A 20,490-nucleotide genomic window follows, 5' to 3' on the forward strand; every position below is an offset into this window, starting at 1 on the left:
GAACAACATGGACCTACTATTTACGCTCGACGAAGGCTATCTGAGCCATTTAAAAGTCACCTTGCTATCGATTCGACAAGCCAATCCCCACACTGATTTCCGCATTTGGCTCGTCCACGAAAGTATTTCTTCTGATGGTTTGAAAAAATTACGGACGCTGACAGACCACTTAGCTTTTGATTTACAAGAAATTCAAGTAGATGGCAGCCAGTGGAATAACGCCAAAACGGAGGAACGCTATCCAAAAGAAATGTACTTTCGACTACTGGCCGGCGAGATTTTACCGGCAGATATCCATAAGGTACTCTATCTAGACCCGGACATTTTGGTCATCAACCCACTCGATGATTTATGGGATATGGATTTAGGCGACGAATTGTTGGCGGCAGCTACCCACACAGGTTTAACCGAGATGTCGACACGATTGAATAAAGTGCGACTGGATTTAGACCACGTCTATTACAACTCGGGGGTTATGTTGATGAATCTGGACCGTGCCCGCCAAGTTATTAAATGGGCGGATATCCAAGAGACCATCGACAAGTATAATAACCTCTTGATTTTGCCAGACCAGGATATACTGAACCACCTATACGGTAAATATGCCGTCGAAATTCCTGAAGAAATCTGGAACTATGATACCCGTAAATATATGCGCTATCTGACGAAGAGTCTAGCACAACATGACATTCATTGGGTCATGGCCAATACGGCGATTCTGCATTTCTGTGGTGGACCAAAACCTTGGGACGAAAAACACGACAACCGTTTCACCAGCGTGTACCTGGACTATCAGAACAAATTGGACCGGTTGGAAGGAGAACTAAGTTAAATAAAAGGTAAGTCTTTTAAAGAGGAGGACTTAGATTTATAGCATTGAGTTTTTACGACATAAAATAGATGAAAACTGGAAACCAGAAGGGGTTCTGCTTATATTTATGAGGAAAATTTAAAAGTAAATAGCCTTGAACTTTTCACTTCCAAAAGAAGTGAAAGTTCAGCCACTTGTGTGACGCGTTTTTTCTCATTTTGTAAACCAGAATCCCCTGAGAGTTCCATTTTTTTGGTTATTTGGGATTTTATATATACAATCCCTAGAAAAGGCAAAAAAATATGGTTGTTCAGTGTGATGCTCGGCCAAAAATGGCATAAAAATCAAAATAAAAAGAGGGTCGGGCCCTCTTTTTTCATTACAGAAAAGTAAATCGTACCCCTTGTGAAGGATGGACATATGTCAGTTTTACCATCATGCCTGGTAATTCAAGTGTTTTAGTTCAAAAGGAGCATAATTCTTTGCAGTTTGTATTTGGGTGGTATATCATTTTTAGTGTGTAACTTACTATTAGAAACTAAGGTAGAGGAATGAGGGATTGGATGTTAACAAAAGAGGAATTGCCAGTTTGCCCAGTCGCAACAACGGTTGATTTGATTGGAAACAAATGGAAATTGTTAATCATGCGTGAATTGTTGAAGGGTACGAAACGTTTTAACGAATTACACAAAGCGATTGATGGTATTAGCCAAAAGGTTTTAACTGAAAATCTGAAAAAAATGGAAGCTGACGGTATTATTGTGCGTAAGGCTTATCCAGTAGTACCACCGAAAGTGGAATATTCCCTAAGTGAATTAGGGGATTCGTTGCGTCCGATTATTGATGCCATGAGCGATTGGGGTACCAATTATATTAAAGAGAATTTGATGTAAATGCTGAATAAAAAATCAGACTGGAATAGTTCCAGCCTGATTTTTTGATTTACATAGATGATTATTTTAAGGAGTCAAAGTATTCTTTGGCTACTGCTTGGTAATCTTCACCATCGATATCTACTTTGGCATTCAATTCGATAACAGTATCAGTTGTTAAGTCTTTGTTGATGTTGTTTAATGTTTCAGCAATTTCTGGGTTCGCATCTAACACTTCTTGACGAACAACTGGCACCAAGTTATATGGAGGCCAGAAGTTTTTGTCATCTTCTAAGACAGTGAATGATTCTTTATCTGATAATTGACCTTCAGTTGTGTAGGCTGGTGTTGCATCAGCTTCGTCGCTCTTCAATACTTGGTATTTCAAGCTGTTGTCGTAAACTGTTGAAGATTTGAAGTTGAATGGACCGTAAACTTCAGCAAGACCTGCTAAACCATCTTCACGTTCATCGAATTCACCTTGAGAAGCAAAACGAATTTGTTCAGCGTTTGCTTGTAGGTCACTGATAGTAGTGATGCCTAAATCTTCAGAAACACTAGTTTTGATTGCGATACCTTGTGCATCGTTTGCAGGTGCGTAATCAAGTGTTGTTAATTCGCCACCTTCTTCATAAGCTGCACGTACAGTTTCGGCAACTGTATCAGGGTCAGTTTCCATTGGTAATTGGAAAATTGATAAAAGTGCTGTACCTGTGTATTCAGGGTATAAATCAATTTCGCCACTTTCAATAGATTCTGGAATAACTGAACTTGCGATGTTAGGCACGCGTTCAACTGTTAAACCTTGATCTTCTAATGCTAATGCATAAATTTCACTCACAACTAGGCTTTCAGTAAAGTCTTTAGACCCAATTTTGATGGGCTCACTTGAAGCGCTAGAAGAACAACCCGCTAAAACCAAAGCAACTACGGCTGAAATTCCAGCCAATAATTTTTTCTTCTTCATTTAAAAATCCCCCTTTTTTGATGCCTTAATTGTAATGGTTTTATCTTAAAAATGATAGTAGATACCTTTTTGTTAGGTACTTACTTTTAGGTAACTATCAAACAAAAAAGTGCCTACTATGTATCGGGGCATAATTATATATATAATATATATATGGAGGAGTGTGGTTTTGATGGATGCGCTAGAAATTTTCCAGTCTATGGTAAATCATCCCGTAAAAATTGCAATTTTAAAGCATATGAACGAAAATAACTATACACCTAAATCAGTGAGCGAATTGCGCTTATTATTCGTGAAAGATGACGATTTAGCAGATAGGGTAACCTTTATCACGACTATTTGGGAGATGTATAACGATCATTTGATCAGCAAAGTGGAAAATGAACACGGTGTTCTTTTTACCCTAACTGATCAAGGACGAGAATTGAATAAAATCATGTCAGATCTTGACTCCTGGTCTGCTGAACATGAATTTTTTGGAGGGATTTAGTTTGATTCAAGATATCATAACCTATTTTAGTGAGGATGGCGGACAATATGTTTCATATTTGATTCAGCATCTTCGCCTAAGTTTGATTGCCTTGGTGATTGCCATGATTATTGGTATACCGCTGGGCTATATTAGTTATAAACATGAGAAAGTAGCTGAGTTTTTCACCACCACATCACAATTATTGCGGATTATCCCTAGTCTAGCAATCTTGTTTATTTTAATTCCAATCATTGGGGTAGGTGAAGTACCTGCGTTAATTGCCTTGGTATTCCTTGGTGTACCACCAATTTTGGTCAATACCATTCTTGGCTTTAATGAAATACCAGCCGTAACCAAAGAAGTAGCAATCGGTATTGGTATGAATGAAATTCAATTGCGTAAACGTATTGAATTTCCATTGGCCATGCCGTTTATTTTAAATGGGGTTAAATTGTCACTTGTGGAAATCATTGCCTCTGCAACGCTAGCTACCTATATTGGTGCTGGTGGTTTAGGTACCTTGATTTTTACGGGACTAGGCCTATACCGTATGGACTTGTTGGTCATCGGTGGTGGGACAGTAACAATATTGTCCCTATTAAGCATGTTTATCCTAGACTTTATCATTAGAAAGGTGTCTGAAAATAGTGTCGAAATCAGTAATTAAATTTAAAAACGTAGCCAAACACTTTGGCTCGCAAACCATCATTGAGGATTTATCGTTTGATGTAGCTGCTGGAGAGTTTATTACCATTCTTGGTTCTTCTGGTTCTGGTAAAACAACAACATTGAAAATGATTAACCGTCTGATTGAACCAGATGCGGGGACAATCGAAATTAACGATGAAAATATCGAAAATATTGATTTAATCGAGTTGCGTCGTAACATTGGTTACGTTGTACAACAGATTGGTCTTTTCCCCCATATGACGATTGAAAAAAATATCGCCACAGTGCCAGAGTTACTAGAATGGGATCTTAAAGATATTAAAGCACGTGTGATTGAATTGATGGATTTGGTGAAACTACCTTACGACCAATACGGTCAACGTTTCCCTAAACAATTATCTGGTGGACAACAACAACGTGTTGGGGTAGCGCGTGCGCTTGCGGCCAACCCGCAAATTATGTTGTTGGATGAGCCATTTGGTGCCGTTGATGCCATTACACGTAAAGAATTACAAAAACAAATTAAGGCGATCCATGAAGAGTTAGCAGGAAAAACCTTCTTATTTGTCACCCATGATATCAATGAAGCCTTCTATTTGGGGAATAAAGTCATGATCATGGATGAAGGAAAAATCTCGCAATACGATACACCAGAAAACATCGTAAAAGCACCAAAAACAGCCTTTGTTCAAGAATTGTTAGATACAGTCTATGAAGAAGGCGCTTTGTGGGGGGCCTTGAAATGATTGAATACTGGAGTTATTACCATAGCAAATTAATCAATGCCACTTTGGATCATTTGCAATTGGTGACCATCTCTATCATCTTGGCATTAGTACTTGCCATGGCCATTATTTATGTGTGCATCAATAAGGCCAAATGGTTAGATGTACTCATCTACTTTTTCTCAGCTTTGTATGCTGTACCAAGTTATGCCTTTTTCGCCTTATTAATCCCATTAACCGGACTAGGTAGCACAACGGCCGTTATCGTACTGACTTTATATAGCGAGTACGTTCTATTGCGTACCTTCACGACAGGGATTCGTCAAATTGATCCATTGATTGTGGAATCTGCGCGGGCTATGGGTATGACGGATAAGCAAGTCTTCTTCCGCATTCAGTTACCATTAGCGGCTAAGTCTATCTTCTCAGGAATTCGTTTAGCTTTGACGTCAATTATCGGGATTGCAACAATCGCTGCAACCATTAATGCAGGCGGGTTAGGTACCATTCTATTTGACGGCTTGCGTACGCAAAGTGTCGAAACGATGATTTGGGGTGCTAGCTTGACGGTTCTCCTATGTATTTTTGTCAATTACGTCTTGAAATGGATTGAAAAATTTGCCTTACGCAATATGGCGTTAGACTAAGAAAGGCGGTCACTTATGAAAGCTGCAGTAATATATGAAGCGGGTGGACCAGAGTAATTAGTTGTGACAGAAGTGCCTAAACCTAGTGTGAAAAAGGGTTGGTCCCTCGTTAAAGTCATGGGCTTTGGGATTAACCACTCCGAAATCTTTACACGGGAGGGCTTATCGCCAACGGCAAGTTTCCCGCGAATTCTAGGTATCGAATGTGTGGGCGTCGTTGAGGAAACGACTGACCCGGACAAGTTATCAGTGGGGCAAAAAGTCATCTCCATTATGAGGGAAATGGGGCGTGCTTTTGACGGCTATTACGCTGAATATGCCTTACTACCCAATGAACAAATTTATTCTGTTGAAACGCATTTAGATTGACCAACCTTGGCGGCGATTCCTGAAACTTACTATACGGCTTACGGTTCGCTGAAAAACATGCGTGTTGAAACGAGTGATACTGTCTTGGTACGTGGTGCTACGTCCGGGGTAGGTGTTGCCTTTTTACACTTACTAAAAAGTGAATTTCCACAGGTTCGTGTGGATGGCACTAGCCGTAGCCTTACTAAGGAAGCGCAATTGCTAGCTGTCGGTTTCGACGGAGTGGTTGAAGACCGTGATGGACAACTGCAAACGAACACGGCCTACGATAAGATGTTTGAGTTAATCGGTCCAGCGACGGTTAAGGACAGCTTCTTGCATTTAAATGAAGGCGGAATAGTATGTTCAACTGGAAAACTTGGCGGGCAATGGTATTTGGAAGACTTTGATCCGATTTTTGATATCAAAGCCAATAGTTATCTAACGTCATTTTATTCTGGGAATGTCGATGACGACAAATTGAATGAAATGTTGGCTTATATTGAGGCGAATGATACGCCAGTGAAACCGGAGAAAGTTTTCAGTTTAGATGAGATTCAGGATGCCCACCGTTACCTTGACAGCAGTCATAGTTTCGGGAAAGTAGTTGTCGTGAATCATCAGTAGTGTTGAAAGAGAGGTCCGAATATGGACTATCAAGTGAATGGCCATGTGATGATGTTGCGCGTTGATAGGGGCGAAGAGGTCCTAGCTGCGATAACTGAGGTGTGCCAAAAGGAAGGTATTCAAGCTGGTTCTTTCCAAGGAATTGGCGCATGTGGCGATGTCATTGTGTCGACGTATATTGCGTCGGAAAATGATTTTACTGACCATGAAAAGACTGGTATGTTGGAATTGGTATCTTTAATGGGGAATATTACCCGTGATGAAACAGATGCACCTGAACTGCATGCCCATGCAAGTTTTTCTTATTTGAATGATGAAGGCGAAACGGCTGTATTATCGGGACATTTAACCAAAGCCGTTGTTTTATATACTGTGGAACTTGTCCTAACGCCATACCCTAACAAGGTGAATCGGGCATTTGACGAGGAAACAGGTATTCGTTTGTGGCAAATTAATCGTTAATTTTTGGGGAGGTTTGTATTGATGTCAGAACAATTTGAAACAGTTGATTTAACCATAGATGATTTGACCGAAAACCTAGCGCATGCGTCCTTGGATTTAATTGATGGCGCTGAAGTTGTTCGTGTCGTCAAAGACAAGTCCGTTGAGGCATTTGATGAAGCAACATTCGCACGCATCAATGATGTCCATTTTCATAATGGGGTAATTAAGGTAAAAGTACTAAGCCGTTTATTACCGGATGCACCTGATTTTTCACGCGGCTTTATCGGCATTGCCTTTCGTATCAACGACAGTAACGACCAGTTTGAAGGATTGTATATTCGACCAACCAATGGCCGTTGTGATGACCAATCACGTCGTAACTCAGCAACACAATATTTCTCATATCCAGACTACAAATTTGACCGTTTCCGTGCAGAAAATCCGAAAAAATATGAATCTTACGCCGATATGGGCTTAGATGAATGGATCGATTTGAAGATTGAAGTTGATGAGGACCATGCCAAATTCTTCGTTAACCAAGCAGAGCAACCCGTTTTAATCGTCAATGATTTAAAACTAGGACCAAATGCTGAAGGTGGCGTTGGTTTATGGGTTGACGTTGGGGCAGAAGGCTTCTTCAAAGACCTACAAATTGAACATTATTACTAATATTGATAGAGGCTGGGATTTATGAATCCTAGCCTTTTTGCGTCGACAAGATATGTCTTGAGAGGAGGGGGGCTTATTTTGATGCTATTGTGTTTACTCAACTTGAAATAGACGAAAAATGGGTCAAACAAGTTCTTGTTTGAACATTTATAAGAAAAATGGCCACAACAACGACTTGATTGAACCAACTACAAAAAAATGTCTCATACCTCCATCTGTATGAGCCATTTTTTCTCATTTTTGATAATAGAGGCCCCTGATGTGTCCAAAAAACGTTTATTTCGTTTTAATACATACAATACTTGGGGAAGCAGAAAAATATGGTTGTTCAGTGTGATGCTCAACCATGTATGGCTTAAAAATCAAAATGAAAAGAGGGCCTAAGCCCTCTTTTTTCATTATGGAAAACAACCACCAATGTTGGCAGCAAATTCGCAAACAAATAGGATTATTTTAGCTTATACACAGCTCCTATGCCGGCACTCTCGACTTTTTTGACACAGCAAATTATTTGTTTAGGTGTGCCTGGAAGAATTGTACTTGGTCTAAATTGCAGGCTTTGGCGATGGCTGATTTTTGGTCGATGTGGAATACGTGACCGAGCTCACTGGCATCTTGGTTGCTGTAGACTTTGAAGTGGGTTTCAATGCTTTTAGAAACTAAGTATTGCCCCATTTGTAGTCCCTCCGTGTTGAGGAAGTCGTGGCTAGCTGTCATGACGAAGGCCGGCGGAAAGGCACTGGTGATGTAGTCTTCAACCGGGAATGTCTTTTTCACAGAGGCACTAGGTGTTTCGCCGAAGTAGTAAGGGAAGCTAGCTTCGATGGGCTTTTCGGTACCCAGGAAGTAGGCCCCACAGTTGAGTCCGACGGCGTTGAATTGGACGGGTGCGATTTCGAAATCGAATAGGGCTACGTAGTCGGGATTTGTTGTCAGTGCAGCGTATTGCTCGGTCAGCTGACCACCTGCTGAGTCGCCCAATAGAAAGAGATTGTTAAGGTCGATATAGTATTCAGCTGCATGGTCGACGATCCAATGCATAAGATCGTTGGTGTCTTCAAGCGGCGCTGGGTATTGATGTTTGGGTGCAAGGCGGTAGTTGAAGTTGACAACAGTAAAGCCTTGGCTGGCAAGGAACATGGTGTAGAAGCGGTAGAGTTCTTTGTCGCCATAGAAGAAACCACCGCCGTGAATGTGGATCAAGGTCGGTAGGGCTTGCTTGGTGCCTTTTGGATAGTAGATATCAAAGGTATTGTCGATGCCGTGTGGTCCATAGGATAGGTCGCGGATTTTTTCGACGGTATCCGGTTCAGTTAGGCCTTGGTCACGGATGGCATCACCTTTTTGAAATTCTGCGCGCATTTTTTCAACATCAATTTGAATCACGAGATTACCTCCTTAAGCGGTTACAAGTTTTATTGATTTGATTGTACATGATAGTGGTGATTTTTGGTTCAAAAAAACTTACTTTTTGTAAGTAAGAAGTGTAGCTATTTGAAAATGACGGTGGTATGATTAAGGCGACCGCGACAGTTGAGAAGAAGTGGTCGCTTATAAAGCCTATTAGAATGCATGCTTACCATTATGTAAGTAACTAATAAAAAAGTGCCTACTTTTTGTAAGTGATTATTCGTGGTTTAATGTAGTCAGTAACAAAATAGAAATGTCACTCAAAGGTTTAATTTAGAAAGTGGGAAAATAAAAATGGCAAATATTACTATTTTTGGTAAAGGTAACATGGGTACTGCAATCGGTGGATTGTTTGAAGAAGCTGGCAACCAAGTAACTTACATTGGTTCACAAGATGACAAAAAAGAATTAGGCGACATCGTTGTTTTAGCAGTTATGTACCCAGTTGTTGACTCAATCTTAGAAAAATACGAAGGCGAATTTGCTGGTAAAGTTATCGTTGATATCACTAACCCAGTTAACTTCGAAACATTCGACGGTTTAGTTGTACCTGCAGATTCTTCAGCAGCACAAGTAATCCAAGATAAAGTAGCAGATGCTAAAGTTATCAAAGCTTTCAACACTACTTTTGGTGGCACTTTATCATCTAAAAAAGTTGCTGACACAGTCCCTACTACAGTTTTAGTAGCTGGTGAAGCAGAAGCTAAAGAAACATTCAAAGCTGCTTTCGATGGTGCTGGTATTGATGTAATCGATGCTGGTGAATTGAAACGTGCTCGTGAATTAGAAGCATTTGGTTTCTTACAAATCACTTTAGCAGCAGCTGAAAAAATTTCTTGGGGCGGCGGCTTCGGTATCTTAAAATAATTGAATCAAACTTATTAGTTAGAGGCCATGTATCCTGGAAAGGGTACGTGGTCTTTTTTGATGGAATTGCTTAAGATTTGACTAGCCTATTTGTGGGGCATAGTATGAAAGCAAAGACTTAATGAAATTCAGTTTTAAGGGGGAAAAGCAATGGTAAAGGGTGACAATCATGTGAAGATATTAATTGATCCATCACCTAGACGAATTAGTGTGCAATTTAATGGCCAAGTAATTGCCGATACGAAGAATGCCTTAATTGTTCATGAAAGAGGACGGGTGCCTGTTTATTATTTTCCTAGTGCAGATGTCCAAACAGACTATTTAATCCCTACTAGTTTGGCAACACAATGTGTGATTAAAGGGACAGCTTCATATTGGACGGTAACAGTAGGTAATCGTAGTGCTGAAAATGCGGCTTGGTCATATCAAACACCACTTGCAGGTAGCGAAGTGCTTGCGGGGTATATTTCTTTTGACTGGGACCAAATGGATGCCTGGTTTGAAGAAGATGAAGAGATTTTTGAACATGCGCGTGATCCTTATACACGCCTTGATGCCATTCCAAGCACACGTCATATCCAAGTCATTATCGACGGGGAAATCGTGGCTGACAGTCACCGACCTGTAATTCTCTATGAAACAGGCTTAACACCACGATACTATCTACCAGTAGAGGACATCAAGATGGATGTGCTTGTACCATCTGAAACCCATTCACGCTGTCCTTACAAAGGCTATGCTAGTTATTGGGATGTCAATATCAATGGTAATGTTCACAAAGATGTTGTCTGGGGTTATTTAGAGGCAAATCCTGAAGTAAACGAAATTCGCCATTTACTAAGTTTCTACAATGAACAAGTAGAAGCTGTAATTATTGATGGGGAAAAATGGTCACTGCATTCAAAAGCCAGATTACCTCATACCGATGTTGTCCAAAACTCATTAAAAGAGGGGACAAATTAAAAGGTCGGGTTGCTTGAATATGCGAATAAACACAAAAACTCAGGTTAGCGAGGATTCGCCAACCTGAGTTTTTTATTTGTTTAGTTGATTACCTTGTCGGGATCAAAGTCAGTGTTTGTATTGACTTCAGATGCGACTGGTTTTGTTTTGTTGTGGTTTTCTAATAAAGTCATTGCGACTGTAGTTAAGATACTAATCACGGCTGCATCATCGACGAAACCTAGTGGGCCGAAGATATCTGGTAAGACGTCAGCTGGGAAGATGGTATACAAGAGTGCCATGCCTGTAATTGCTTTAATATATGTAGGTGTTTCTTTGTTGAACAATGCTTTGATAAAAGTACTGATATTCATTTTGGATGTTTGTTTCATTTTTTCATCACCCTTCCTCATGTGTATATCTTATAGGCAAAAGGGATTTTGCGTATCCGACTTTAGTAGGATTTATTGAGAAAGTAGCCTTTATTTGGGGAAATTGCCGATTTCTATTGCGTTTTTCATAATTCTGAATATTTTCTCATAAAATTATCATTTTTATCTTGCAATCAAGTTGAAATTGAGTTACATTAGATTCATATTAGAAAACGAAAGAGGAATCTCATAATGTTAATGCAAACACAAAATAATATGAATAACGTCATTATTATTATTATTGACTCTAGGACTTAGGAAATTAGCTACTAATTTCATATGTCCTATTTGTGTTTGTGAGAACAGAATGGGACTTAAGCCTCCCATTCGCGTGGGAGGCTTTTTTCGTGTCTATGGACGATTGAAGTTTTTCAATCAAGGTTGGTTTGTTGCGTAGGTTTTATATTTGGAGGGAAAAATGAAATTCAAGAAATTATTATTATCATTAGCGTCGGTAGTTACTTTAGCAGCCTGTGGATCTGTTACATCTACAACTAGTTCATCAGATACAGCAGATAGCGAAACAATTAACATCGGTGGTAACTTTGCCTTAACAGGTAGTGCATCTGCTTATGGTTCTTACATTAACGATGGTGCTACTTTAGCATTCAACGAAATCAATGCAAATGGTGGTCTTCTAGGCAAACAAATTAACTATGTATCAACTGATAATAAATCAAATGTACAAGAAGCAGCCAATGAAGCGACACGTTTATTAGAAGATGAAAATTTATCTGTCTTATTATCTTCAGATATCGCAGCTTCAACTGAAGCATCTATCCAACCAGCACAAAATGCCAAAGTGCCTATGATCATCCCTTCAGCAACAGTAGATGATTTAACATTAGATTCTTCAGGAAATGTATTCGACTACATCTTCCAAATTGCCTTCCAAATCTCTAACCAAACAAAAGCATTAGGTGCATTTGCGGATGAAAAAGGCTGGACAACAGCAGCTGTATTACAAGATAACTCATCTGACTACGGTCAAAACTTAGCAACACAATTCGAAGAAGACTTCTCAGGTGAAGTAGTTGCCAAAGAATCATTCATCTCTGGTGATACTGACTTCAACTCAATCTTGTCTAACATCAAAGCACAAGATCCAGACGTATTATTCATCGCTGGTTACTACCCTGAAGGTGGGGCAATCGTGAAACAAGCCCGCGAAATGGGTATCGATGCTGCAATCCTTGGCCCTAATGGTTTAGGTAACGACGAGTTCTTTAAATTAGCCGGTGCAGATAACGTTGATGACTTCTACTACGCTACAATCTTTGTAACAGGTGAATACGGTACTGATGCAGCGAACGAATTCGCAGAACGTTACGAAGCTGAATTTGGTAAAGAAGCTGACTTGTTCTCAGCAGGTGGTTACGATGCAGCAATGATCGCAGCTGACGCAATCGAACGTGCTGGTTCAACTGACCCAGAAGCAATCCGTGATGCCTTAGAAACAACAACTGACTTTGAAGGTGTAACTGGTAAAATTACATTCGATGAAGACCACAACCCAGTAATGGACTCATTCGTAGTAGGATTCCAAGACGGTGAAATCTCATCAGTAGAATCAGTATCAGCAGAATAAAACAGGATGTGAGCGCGGGCGTTTAGACAGGTAGCACTGGAGGGAATATGCAGTAGCAAGCGCAGCTTGCTGCAAATATTTCCGAAGTGGAGACCTGTCTGCCCAAGCGAACTCGACTAGTAAGGATGTGAGGACCGACGATTAGAAAGCCACCGGTGGAAGATGATGACGGTGATGACGGTAGTCATCGACTAGTTCATCTGAAGCGCAGGGCTTTCTGGAGGTCCGAACTCAACTAAACAGGATGAGAGAAAAAGCGTCATGGCCCTAACCAGTGGAAGAATAGTGCCGTGTCACATGAAATGTGACGCAATATAGTCTGAAGTGGAGTCGGGTCTGCTTATTGGAGCTCAACTCCAAAATTTGGGAGAAACAGCTTTGTATCTCCATTATTTCAAAAAGTAGCATTAAAAGTGTCGCTTGACACTTTAATGCTATTTTTGTGTTTATTCCCGTTATTAGTGTAATCTTATGTTAAAATGGATATTATTTTGGGTTATTGGGTTTTAGCTTGGTGGGGAGACTTGTATGAGGGATTTTTTTGAGAAAAATAAAAAGCGAATTGTTAGTTGGTTAGTAGTGTTCTATCTAATGGTTTTTGGTTTTGGAACCTTACTGATAGATGAACATACGAGTGTTAGTCTTGTGGCGTTAGCAATTTTACTTTTTGCCATTTTATTGTTTATATACATACAAATTACACATAAAAAATTTAAGATGATTATTCTGCCTTCCATCATTGCGTTTCTATCCGCAAGTACGATGAAGGGGTTTATTGGTAACATCATATTCGATCAGTATGTCAATGTCATAGTGGTGTTGACCATATTGTTGACGAGTATCGTAGTTGTTCTTGTTGCTGAAAAAGAACTAAAGAAATCGAAGCAATAATTGGCAACATTCATATAACAAAAAGCGAGTCGATGGGAGGTCGACTCGTTTTTTAGTATTTATCTTTCGTTTGGGAGGAGAAAGATGAATGAAGAAAAGATTGTTTGGTTTGTTTATTGGGTATGAATATATAATAAGCGACACTCATGAATTAATAATGAAGAATTCGTCAAAAAATGTGCCGATTTAATGACTAAATGATTAAGGGTTTCTTTAGGGACAAATAGATTTTTGACCATAGGATGGGTTGACGGCCGCGTCAACCCGTCAATTTGGTGCTTTTTGCGCAACAAAAGTGACGACTAATTACTAATGCAAGTTGTTTGTATTGAATGGCATCTCATTCAATAGTAATTGTGAGGATTTGTATGGAATGGATGCCCATTCCATAATTTTTGGGTCATTTTGTATGGAATGGGTTCTCATTCCATAATTTTTGGCCTATTTTGTATGGAATGAATTCTCATTCCATAATCGCACCCATATTGCAGAAGCAAAACCATTTTTCAAAATCAAAAAGGAGGTCAATTAGCCTCCTTGTGTCGCATATCTATTCCTTATCTGAACTTGATGTAGCATCATCTGCCGCAACTTCTTGTAGAATTGCTTCATTAAAGAGACTTGCCGTGTCCCCTTCAGTGAGGTCGTTTTCGGTCAACAGATAAGAACCGTCATCTTGCTTGGTCACTGTATAGGTATAATTAAAATCCATATCTGGGTTGACCAAAGTCAATTGGTCGCCATCTAGTGTATAAGACCAGACCAAATCAAATTGGTCCATCAGCTGTTGCATGATGGTGGCTTTGATATCATCCTCATCATAGCCTGTATCAACTAATTTCAGGGTCATGTCAGTGTCGTCAAATGTTGCATCGAAAATCAATTCCGTATCCGCATAAGTAGCTGTTAGTGTCCAGGACTTGTCTGTCAGTTGTGTTTGTGAAAGGCCACAAGCTGCTAAGAATACCGTGAAGATAGCCGCGATAAATACTTTTTTCAAAATTGTCATGATCTTCCTCCATTAAATGTGTCGGTTGCTTCTATTATATCAAATCCGCTTCGGGCCGATGGGCAAAATCTCTAAGCTTCTTCAAAGATTTTAGGGATTCATTAAGACGATGCGGACCAATTGACGTATAATAAATAAGGAATACATCATGTAAATGATTGAATTGAAAGGACGTAAATTATGGCAAATGTAAATAAATATTATGTATATGCAGACCGTATCATTCTGGCCGATGAGGTGCTTGAAAATGCCTATCTTGAAATAATGGACGGCAAGTTCGGTTATGCGTCAATCGAAAAACCGCTGCTAGGCGACATTATCGACTATTCTGGTAAGACGATTGCGCCTGGTTTGGTGGATACGCATATTCACGGTTTCCACGGTGCTGACGTGATGGATAACGATTTTGAATCTGTGAAAACGATGTCCAAAGGTTTGGTCACTACCGGTGTGACGTCATTTTTACCGACAACTTTGACATCAGCGGCTGATTTACTGGAAGAAGTCGCAAGTAAAATAGGCGCACACTATCAAGAAGTAGAAGGTGCACGTATCCTAGGTATCTTCTTCGAAGGACCTTGGTTCACGGAAGAACACAAGGGTGCGCAAAACCCAGCCTACATGGGTGATCCTGATTTGAAACAATTCAAAAAATGGCAAGCAGCCTCAAATGACCTTATCAAGAAAATCGCGATTGCACCAGAACGTGACGGGGCAGCCGAATTTACGCGTATGGTGACAGCTTCTGGTGTTCAAGTGGCATTAGGGCATTCATCAGCAACTTACGAAGAAGCGCTTGATATCGTTGATGCAGGGGCATCTACCTTCGTACATACCTATAATGGTATGTCAGGCTTATTACACCGTAACCCAGGCATGGTAGGGGCAGCGATGGCTTCTGATGCCTATGCCGAAGTAATTTGCGATGGTTTACACGTACATCCAGGTGCTGCCAAAGCCTTAATCAAAGCAAAAGGTTGGGAGAAAACCATTTTAATCACCGATTCGATGTCTGCCGGCGGTATGCCAGAGGGTGAATACAAATTGGGCGAATTCCCAGTTATCGTGAAAGATGGCGCAGCTCGCTTAGTTTCTGGTAACCTAGCTGGGTCTGTTTTAGACTTGATGACGGCTGTTAAAAATGTTGTCAATTGGGGCATCGTACCACTAGAATTAGCGGTTCGTATGGCATCTCAAGTGCCAGCTGAATCCATTGGTATGGGTGATCAAGTAGGTACAATCGAAGCTGGACGCGTAGCTGACTTTATCGTTATCGACGAAAATCTAGATTTACAAGCTACTTATATGGCGGGACAAGCTGTTTACGAACGCTAATCATTTGCCCGTTAATTATAAAAATTAAAATATAATGAGAAAGCTCTTGAGATGTTCATTTTGTCATGTTATCCTTGAAAAAAAGACCAAGGGGTGCAAAGAATGACAGTAGAAGCAACAGGACAAGCGCTTTTTAATGCCTATAAGGCCGTTAGCGCAATCTCAGCAGAGGATTATCCACTAGACAATACCGACCAAGCCTACGCCGTACAGGATGTGGTTGTTGGTTTACGCCAAGCAGATGGGGAACTGGTGCAAGGCTACAAGATTGGCTTAGCGGCCAAAGCCTTACAAGCCAAATATGACACTGATCAACCAATTTATGGTGTGATGACCAATAAAACAGTGAAAACCACTATGTCACTAGCTGATTATATTGCGCCAGCTTTGGAATTTGAAGTCATTTTTATTGCCGATGAAGACATCAACGGTGATGATGATGTGGAGACTATTATGGCCAAATGTCATGTGGCACCTGGTTTTGAATTACCGGATGGCCGTTACAACAATTGGTTCGGCGGTATTCCGTTGACCGCTTTTGTAGCGGACGCGGGTGCAGTTGGAGCAGTCTGCATTGGTGAACCAACCAAAGCGACCTATGCGGATATCGACGGCATCTACGGGAAAGTGACCTTCAATGGCGAAGATTATAAAGAAGGTACCACTGACAAAGTCTTGGGTCACCCAGTTAATACGGTGAAATGGTTGGCACAAACCTTAGAAGCGCGTGGTCAAAAACTGTCTGCCGGTCAATTTGTGGCCTCTGGATCAGTGAACACCCCTTCGCCAATCGAAGTGGGCGAGTACGTGGGTACTTTCGATAATATTGGCACAGTGACCTTAAATGTGACTGCATAGTCCAGTCGGATATCTATTCAAATACATGTTAAAGGCATAAAACGACCTCACATGAGGAGGCGTTTTATGCCTTTTTTTCTCATTTAAATGTTCGTAAAAGGAAAATAGGATGTCAAGTTTTGTAACATGTAAACGCTATCATATTTTACGAGCATCTTTAGTCGACTGAAAGTGATAAATTTTTTTACATTCAGAAAAGGCGATAAATCAATAATATGAGATTAGTCTAAGAAAATGATTAAAAATAATGCTTGCACATCTAAATTTTCACCAATATAATCTAAGCACAAATAAGAAATCTAACATATGTATCACAAAATGTTATAAAACATAACATAACGTGTACAGATAGCAAATCGACTTTGTCAGGATAATTTATAGAGGTGAAAGATTATGGAGAATATTAATGGGGATTCAAGTCATCATGTAAACGAATATGAAGCACATACAGACCTAACCGCAATTAACACGTCACCACTTCTAGATGGTTCACATTTAGAATACGAAGATTATGCAAGCGCAACTTTTGAACATTTACACAAACACCCGGAATTATCCTTCCAAGAATACAATACGCGCAAGTTCATTGCCCAGGAGCTGAGAGACTTCGGCTATACCGATATTGAAACAGATGTTGGTGGGGGATCAGTGATTGCACGCTATGTCGGTAGCCAGCCTGGCCCGACAATCGCTTTTAGAGCAGATATGGATGCATTGCCGATTCAAGAGCAAACAAACTTACCTTATAAATCACTTGTCGATGGCGTCATGCATGCCTGTGGGCACGATGCCCATACATCTATCTTACTAACCACAGCCAAATATTTCATTGAATCAGGTGTAGATATTAAAGGCACGATCGTTTTCCTTTTCCAACACGCTGAAGAAGTGAAACCAGGTGGGGCACGTTCAGTCGTTGCATCCGGTGCCCTAGACGATGTCGATAAAATATTTGGCCTTCACGTTTCGGGACATGAACAGTTCAATGGTCATATCAATTACCGATACGGTCTAGCAACCGCCAATTCCGATACCTTCTATGTCAAAGTACACGGTAAAGGTGGCCACGCCGCAGCACCTCATAGAGCGGTGGATGCCACTTTAGTCACAGCCTACATTATTCAACAATTACAATCCGTTATGAGTCGTCACAAGAACCCAATGGACGCCGGAGTACTCACAATCGGTAATTTCCATGCAGGTTCAGGCGCAGCCAATGTCATTAGTGACTTAGCTGAAATTAACGGTACTATTCGATCTTATAATCCAGCCTTACGCGCACGAGCTAAACAAGATTTGATTTCCTTAGCAGAGGATATCGCACAAGCTCACGGCGCAGCAGCTGAAGTTGATTTTATTGATGGCTATCCAGCCCTATATAATCATCCAGCTGAAACCCAAACCGCAGTTGATGTATTCGCTGCAAGATTTGGGGAGGACCACTTAAAAGAAACCCCACCAAGCATGGGTGGTGAAGACTTTGCTTTCTATGTAGAAAAGATTCCAGGATCCTTCTACTACTTACCAGCAGGAGCGCATCCGAAGGGTGAGAATTACCCACATCACCATCCAAAATTTGAAATTGATCAGCAGGTACTCATGCTAGGAGTTGAAACAACATTAACCTTGATGAGTCACTATTTAGTAGAAAGTGAGGTTGGCGCGTATGTTACAAACGGAAAGAGCCATAAGTGATGCAATATCAAGCGTTACTGATGAAAAAATGACTGCTATTTTAGCCAAATGGTTAGATCACGCAGCAAGTTTAGAAGAAGAAACAATCACCGTCAGAAGACATCTACATCGACACCCAGAATTGTCATTCGAAGAGAAAGCAACAGCCAACTTCGTTTACCTCGAACTCTTGAGTGCGAAAATCTTCGATATCCAACGTAACGTCGGATCAGGATACGGTATTGTCGCTAAGATTCACGGTGCAGCACCTGGCCCAACTATCGCCTTACGTGCAGACATGGATGCCTTACCAATCAACGAAGAAACCGACTTACCTTTCAAATCAGAAACACCAGGCGTCATGCATGCCTGTGGTCATGATATCCATACCGCCGCACTACTAGGTGTCGCACAAGTCTTACAAGCCAACCGAGCTGATTTTGCTGGAACAGTCCTCTTGATTTTCCAACATGCAGAAGAAGTGAAACCAGGTGGTGCCAAATCAATCGTTGAAGCAGGCCACTTAGATGACGTCGATTTAGTTTTCGGTCTTCATGTGAACCCTAGCCAAGCTGTTGGTACAGTTGGTTACTCACTGAAATACGGTTCAGCCGATTCAGATACCTTCATCATCGACATTCAAGGGTCTGGTGGTCACGCTTCATCACCACATAAAACCGTCGATTCAGTGGTTGTAGCAGCCGAAACCATTTCAAACCTACAAACACTCGTTTCTCGCTTATCTAACCCAATGGATCCGATAGTTGTTACTGTTTCCTCAGTAGACGCCGGTGGTGGTGCACCAAACATTATTGCTGACACCGCTCGTATCATCGGAACCGTTCGTTCGTCATCCGCTAAGGGTCGCGAAAAGGTCAAGGAACATTTAATTCAAATTGCGAAAATGACAGCCATCATGAATGGCGCAGAGGCTAGTGTCGATTACCACGACGGCTACCCAGCAATTGTGAATACGAAATCGGTTGTGGAAGCTTCACTAGAAGCAATTGAAACATCTGGAGTCTTCACCCAAACCATCGAAAGTAACGCCGCAAATGGTGCCATGATGAATGGCGAAGACTTTGCTTACTACTTGCAAAAAGTACCAGGCGCATATTTTACAGTTGGCGTTGGACCTGATGCTACTAGCGATGGTCACACAGCAACGTATCCTTTACACAACAGTCACTTTGTTGCGAATGAAGCGGGTATATTATCCGCAATGAAATTGTTTCTCGTTGTCCTAAGCAAACATTTAAAGGTGGTGCCACATGATTAAATATATCGGTAAACGGCTTTTGGTAATTATTCCAGTACTTTTTGTAATCTCGATTTTGGCCTTTGTAATGGTGCAAATGGCGCCAGGTGATATAGCAGATTTATATCAATCACCAGATGCAACACCAGAACAAATCGAAATGATTCGTGAAAACTTAGGTTTGAATGATTCAATCGTAGTGCAATACCTACGTTGGTTAGGCAACTTAGTAACAGGCGATTTAGGCTTCTCATTTAGAACACGTACAAGTGTTGTTGGTCTAGTTGGACAAGCATTAACACCAACAGTTCAATTAATGTTAACAACTTTGGTTGTAGCCTACATTGTGGCAATTCCTTTAGGGATTTACGCAGCCAACCACAAAAACACATGGGTTGATAACTTAATCACTACTTTCTCTTTTGCAGGTGTGTCTATTCCAAACTTCTTCCTAGGTATGTTAATGATCTACTTCTTCTCAGTTGAATTAGGTTGGTTCCCAATTGGTGGACGTGAAAACTTATCTGGTGAAATGGACTTCTGGCAAAGTATTTCCTACTATGTATTGCCTTCAATCGTATTAGGAACTGCCTACTGTGCCAATATGACGCGTTATGTACGTTCAACAATTATTGGGATTAACGAACAAAACTATGTACGTACTGCAGTTGCCAAAGGTTTGACAGAAGAAAAAATTATTAACGGTCATACCTTACCAAATGCCTTGGTACCAATCTTAACTGTTATCGGTTCAGATATTCCACGTTTAATCGGTGGTGCCGTAGTAACAGAGCAAGTATTCCGTTGGCCTGGTATTGGTTCACTAATGATGGCATCAATTAATGCACGTGATTATCCAGTAATCATGGCCATCATCTTATTCTCAGCATTCGCAGTTTTAGCATGTAATTTATTGGTTGACGTTTCATACGCTTATGTAGATCCACGCATTCGCTACGAATAAGCAACACTTATC

At 40.7% G+C, this 20,490-nt stretch carries 21 protein-coding genes and 1 pseudogene; 18 read left to right on the top strand and 4 right to left on the bottom strand.

The features are described from left to right. The first annotated feature begins 7 nt into the window (after nt 1-7). Nucleotides 8-832 carry a glycosyltransferase family 8 protein gene (locus tag EF384_RS02915; protein WP_123779497.1) on the top strand — a complete coding sequence of 275 codons (825 nt, stop codon included), beginning with the start codon at nt 8-10 and terminating at the stop codon, nt 830-832. A gap of 542 nt (nt 833-1,374) precedes the next feature. Next, the gene (locus EF384_RS02920; protein WP_123779498.1) at nt 1,375-1,704 is read left to right on the top strand and encodes a winged helix-turn-helix transcriptional regulator; all 330 of its coding nucleotides are present in this window, start codon (nt 1,375-1,377) and stop codon (nt 1,702-1,704) included. A gap of 61 nt (nt 1,705-1,765) precedes the next feature. Here the strand turns inward: EF384_RS02920 and EF384_RS02925 are convergent, their stop codons facing one another. Continuing rightward, nucleotides 1,766-2,650, bottom strand: coding sequence for a glycine betaine ABC transporter substrate-binding protein (locus EF384_RS02925; RefSeq protein WP_123779499.1), 885 nt, complete (start codon nt 2,648-2,650; stop codon nt 1,766-1,768). A gap of 172 nt (nt 2,651-2,822) precedes the next feature. On the opposite strand from EF384_RS02925, the gene EF384_RS02930 reads away from it, so the two are divergent. The 7 genes and pseudogenes from EF384_RS02930 to EF384_RS02960 all read left to right on the top strand — a co-directional run bounded on the left by EF384_RS02930 (nt 2,823) and on the right by EF384_RS02960 (nt 7,251). Then, entirely contained in the window at nt 2,823-3,140 is a 318-nt protein-coding gene (locus EF384_RS02930; RefSeq protein WP_123779500.1) for a hypothetical protein, read from the top strand. 1 nt (nt 3,141) lies between these two features. Next, complete coding sequence (locus tag EF384_RS02935) at nt 3,142-3,789, top strand: ABC transporter permease (RefSeq protein ID WP_123779501.1); 648 nt, start codon at nt 3,142-3,144, stop codon at nt 3,787-3,789. Further along, nucleotides 3,770-4,537, top strand: a complete 768-nt coding sequence (locus EF384_RS02940) for an ABC transporter ATP-binding protein (protein ID WP_123779502.1) — start codon at nt 3,770-3,772, stop codon at nt 4,535-4,537. Before EF384_RS02935 ends, EF384_RS02940 begins: the two co-directional genes overlap by 20 nt. Continuing rightward, nucleotides 4,534-5,163, top strand: coding sequence for an ABC transporter permease (locus EF384_RS02945; protein ID WP_123779503.1), 630 nt, complete (start codon nt 4,534-4,536; stop codon nt 5,161-5,163). Before EF384_RS02940 ends, EF384_RS02945 begins: the two co-directional genes overlap by 4 nt. A 63-nt stretch (nt 5,164-5,226) precedes the next feature. After that, nucleotides 5,227-6,138: pseudogene (locus EF384_RS02950) on the top strand (zinc-binding dehydrogenase). A gap of 21 nt (nt 6,139-6,159) precedes the next feature. Next, nucleotides 6,160-6,600, top strand: coding sequence for a PPC domain-containing DNA-binding protein (locus EF384_RS02955; protein ID WP_123779504.1), 441 nt, complete (start codon nt 6,160-6,162; stop codon nt 6,598-6,600). 21 nt (nt 6,601-6,621) lie between these two features. After that, nucleotides 6,622-7,251: a hypothetical protein gene (locus tag EF384_RS02960; RefSeq protein ID WP_233570019.1), complete on the top strand. Its 630-nt coding sequence runs from the start codon at nt 6,622-6,624 to the stop codon at nt 7,249-7,251. Between the two features lie 507 nt (nt 7,252-7,758). Here EF384_RS02960 and EF384_RS02965 read toward each other — a convergent pair. Then, complete coding sequence (locus EF384_RS02965) at nt 7,759-8,637, bottom strand: alpha/beta hydrolase (RefSeq protein ID WP_123779505.1); 879 nt, start codon at nt 8,635-8,637, stop codon at nt 7,759-7,761. Nucleotides 8,638-8,955: 318 nt separating this feature from the next. Between EF384_RS02965 and EF384_RS02970 the strand changes: the two genes are divergently transcribed. Both EF384_RS02970 and EF384_RS02975 read left to right on the top strand, forming a co-directional pair. Continuing rightward, nucleotides 8,956-9,528, top strand: a complete 573-nt coding sequence (locus tag EF384_RS02970) for an NADPH-dependent F420 reductase (protein ID WP_123779506.1) — start codon at nt 8,956-8,958, stop codon at nt 9,526-9,528. 150 nt (nt 9,529-9,678) lie between these two features. Continuing rightward, entirely contained in the window at nt 9,679-10,491 is an 813-nt protein-coding gene (locus EF384_RS02975; RefSeq protein WP_123779507.1) for a DUF427 domain-containing protein, read from the top strand. 80 nt (nt 10,492-10,571) lie between these two features. Here EF384_RS02975 and EF384_RS02980 read toward each other — a convergent pair whose 3' ends face one another. Beyond that, nucleotides 10,572-10,862, bottom strand: a complete 291-nt coding sequence (locus EF384_RS02980) for a YkvA family protein (protein ID WP_123779508.1) — start codon at nt 10,860-10,862, stop codon at nt 10,572-10,574. Nucleotides 10,863-11,319: 457 nt separating this feature from the next. Here EF384_RS02980 and EF384_RS02985 point away from each other — a divergent pair, with 457 nt between their 5' ends. Together EF384_RS02985 and EF384_RS02990 are read left to right on the top strand one after the other, a co-directional pair. Next, a complete protein-coding gene (locus EF384_RS02985; RefSeq protein ID WP_123779509.1) occupies nt 11,320-12,489 on the top strand; it encodes an ABC transporter substrate-binding protein in 1,170 nt (389 codons plus the stop codon). Nucleotides 12,490-13,017: 528 nt separating this feature from the next. Further along, a complete protein-coding gene (locus EF384_RS02990; RefSeq protein ID WP_123779510.1) occupies nt 13,018-13,380 on the top strand; it encodes a hypothetical protein in 363 nt (120 codons plus the stop codon). 550 nt (nt 13,381-13,930) lie between these two features. Here the strand turns inward: EF384_RS02990 and EF384_RS02995 are convergent. Beyond that, a complete protein-coding gene (locus EF384_RS02995) occupies nt 13,931-14,389 on the bottom strand; it encodes a hypothetical protein (RefSeq protein ID WP_123779511.1) in 459 nt (152 codons plus the stop codon). Between the two features lie 180 nt (nt 14,390-14,569). Between EF384_RS02995 and nagA the strand changes: the two genes are divergently transcribed. The 5 genes from nagA (at nt 14,570) to EF384_RS03020 (ending at nt 20,478) form a co-directional block, all read left to right on the top strand. Continuing rightward, nucleotides 14,570-15,724: an N-acetylglucosamine-6-phosphate deacetylase gene (nagA, locus tag EF384_RS03000; RefSeq protein ID WP_123779512.1), complete on the top strand. Its 1,155-nt coding sequence runs from the start codon at nt 14,570-14,572 to the stop codon at nt 15,722-15,724. Nucleotides 15,725-15,826: 102 nt separating this feature from the next. Next, a complete protein-coding gene (locus EF384_RS03005; protein ID WP_123779513.1) occupies nt 15,827-16,582 on the top strand; it encodes a 2-keto-4-pentenoate hydratase in 756 nt (251 codons plus the stop codon). Nucleotides 16,583-16,975: 393 nt separating this feature from the next. Further along, nucleotides 16,976-18,277 (top strand): M20 metallopeptidase family protein, encoded by a 1,302-nt coding sequence (locus EF384_RS03010; protein ID WP_123779514.1) that lies wholly within the window; start codon nt 16,976-16,978, stop codon nt 18,275-18,277. Next, a complete protein-coding gene (locus EF384_RS03015) occupies nt 18,249-19,535 on the top strand; it encodes a M20 metallopeptidase family protein (RefSeq protein WP_123779515.1) in 1,287 nt (428 codons plus the stop codon). The genes EF384_RS03010 and EF384_RS03015 overlap by 29 nt, the downstream gene beginning before the upstream one ends. Next, a complete protein-coding gene (locus EF384_RS03020) occupies nt 19,528-20,478 on the top strand; it encodes an ABC transporter permease (protein ID WP_123779516.1) in 951 nt (316 codons plus the stop codon). The genes EF384_RS03015 and EF384_RS03020 overlap by 8 nt, the downstream gene beginning before the upstream one ends. Nucleotides 20,479-20,490 lie beyond the last annotated feature (12 nt).

The organism is Aerococcus agrisoli, assembly GCF_003797145.1.
GTDB lineage: Bacteria > Bacillota > Bacilli > Lactobacillales > Aerococcaceae > Aerococcus > Aerococcus agrisoli.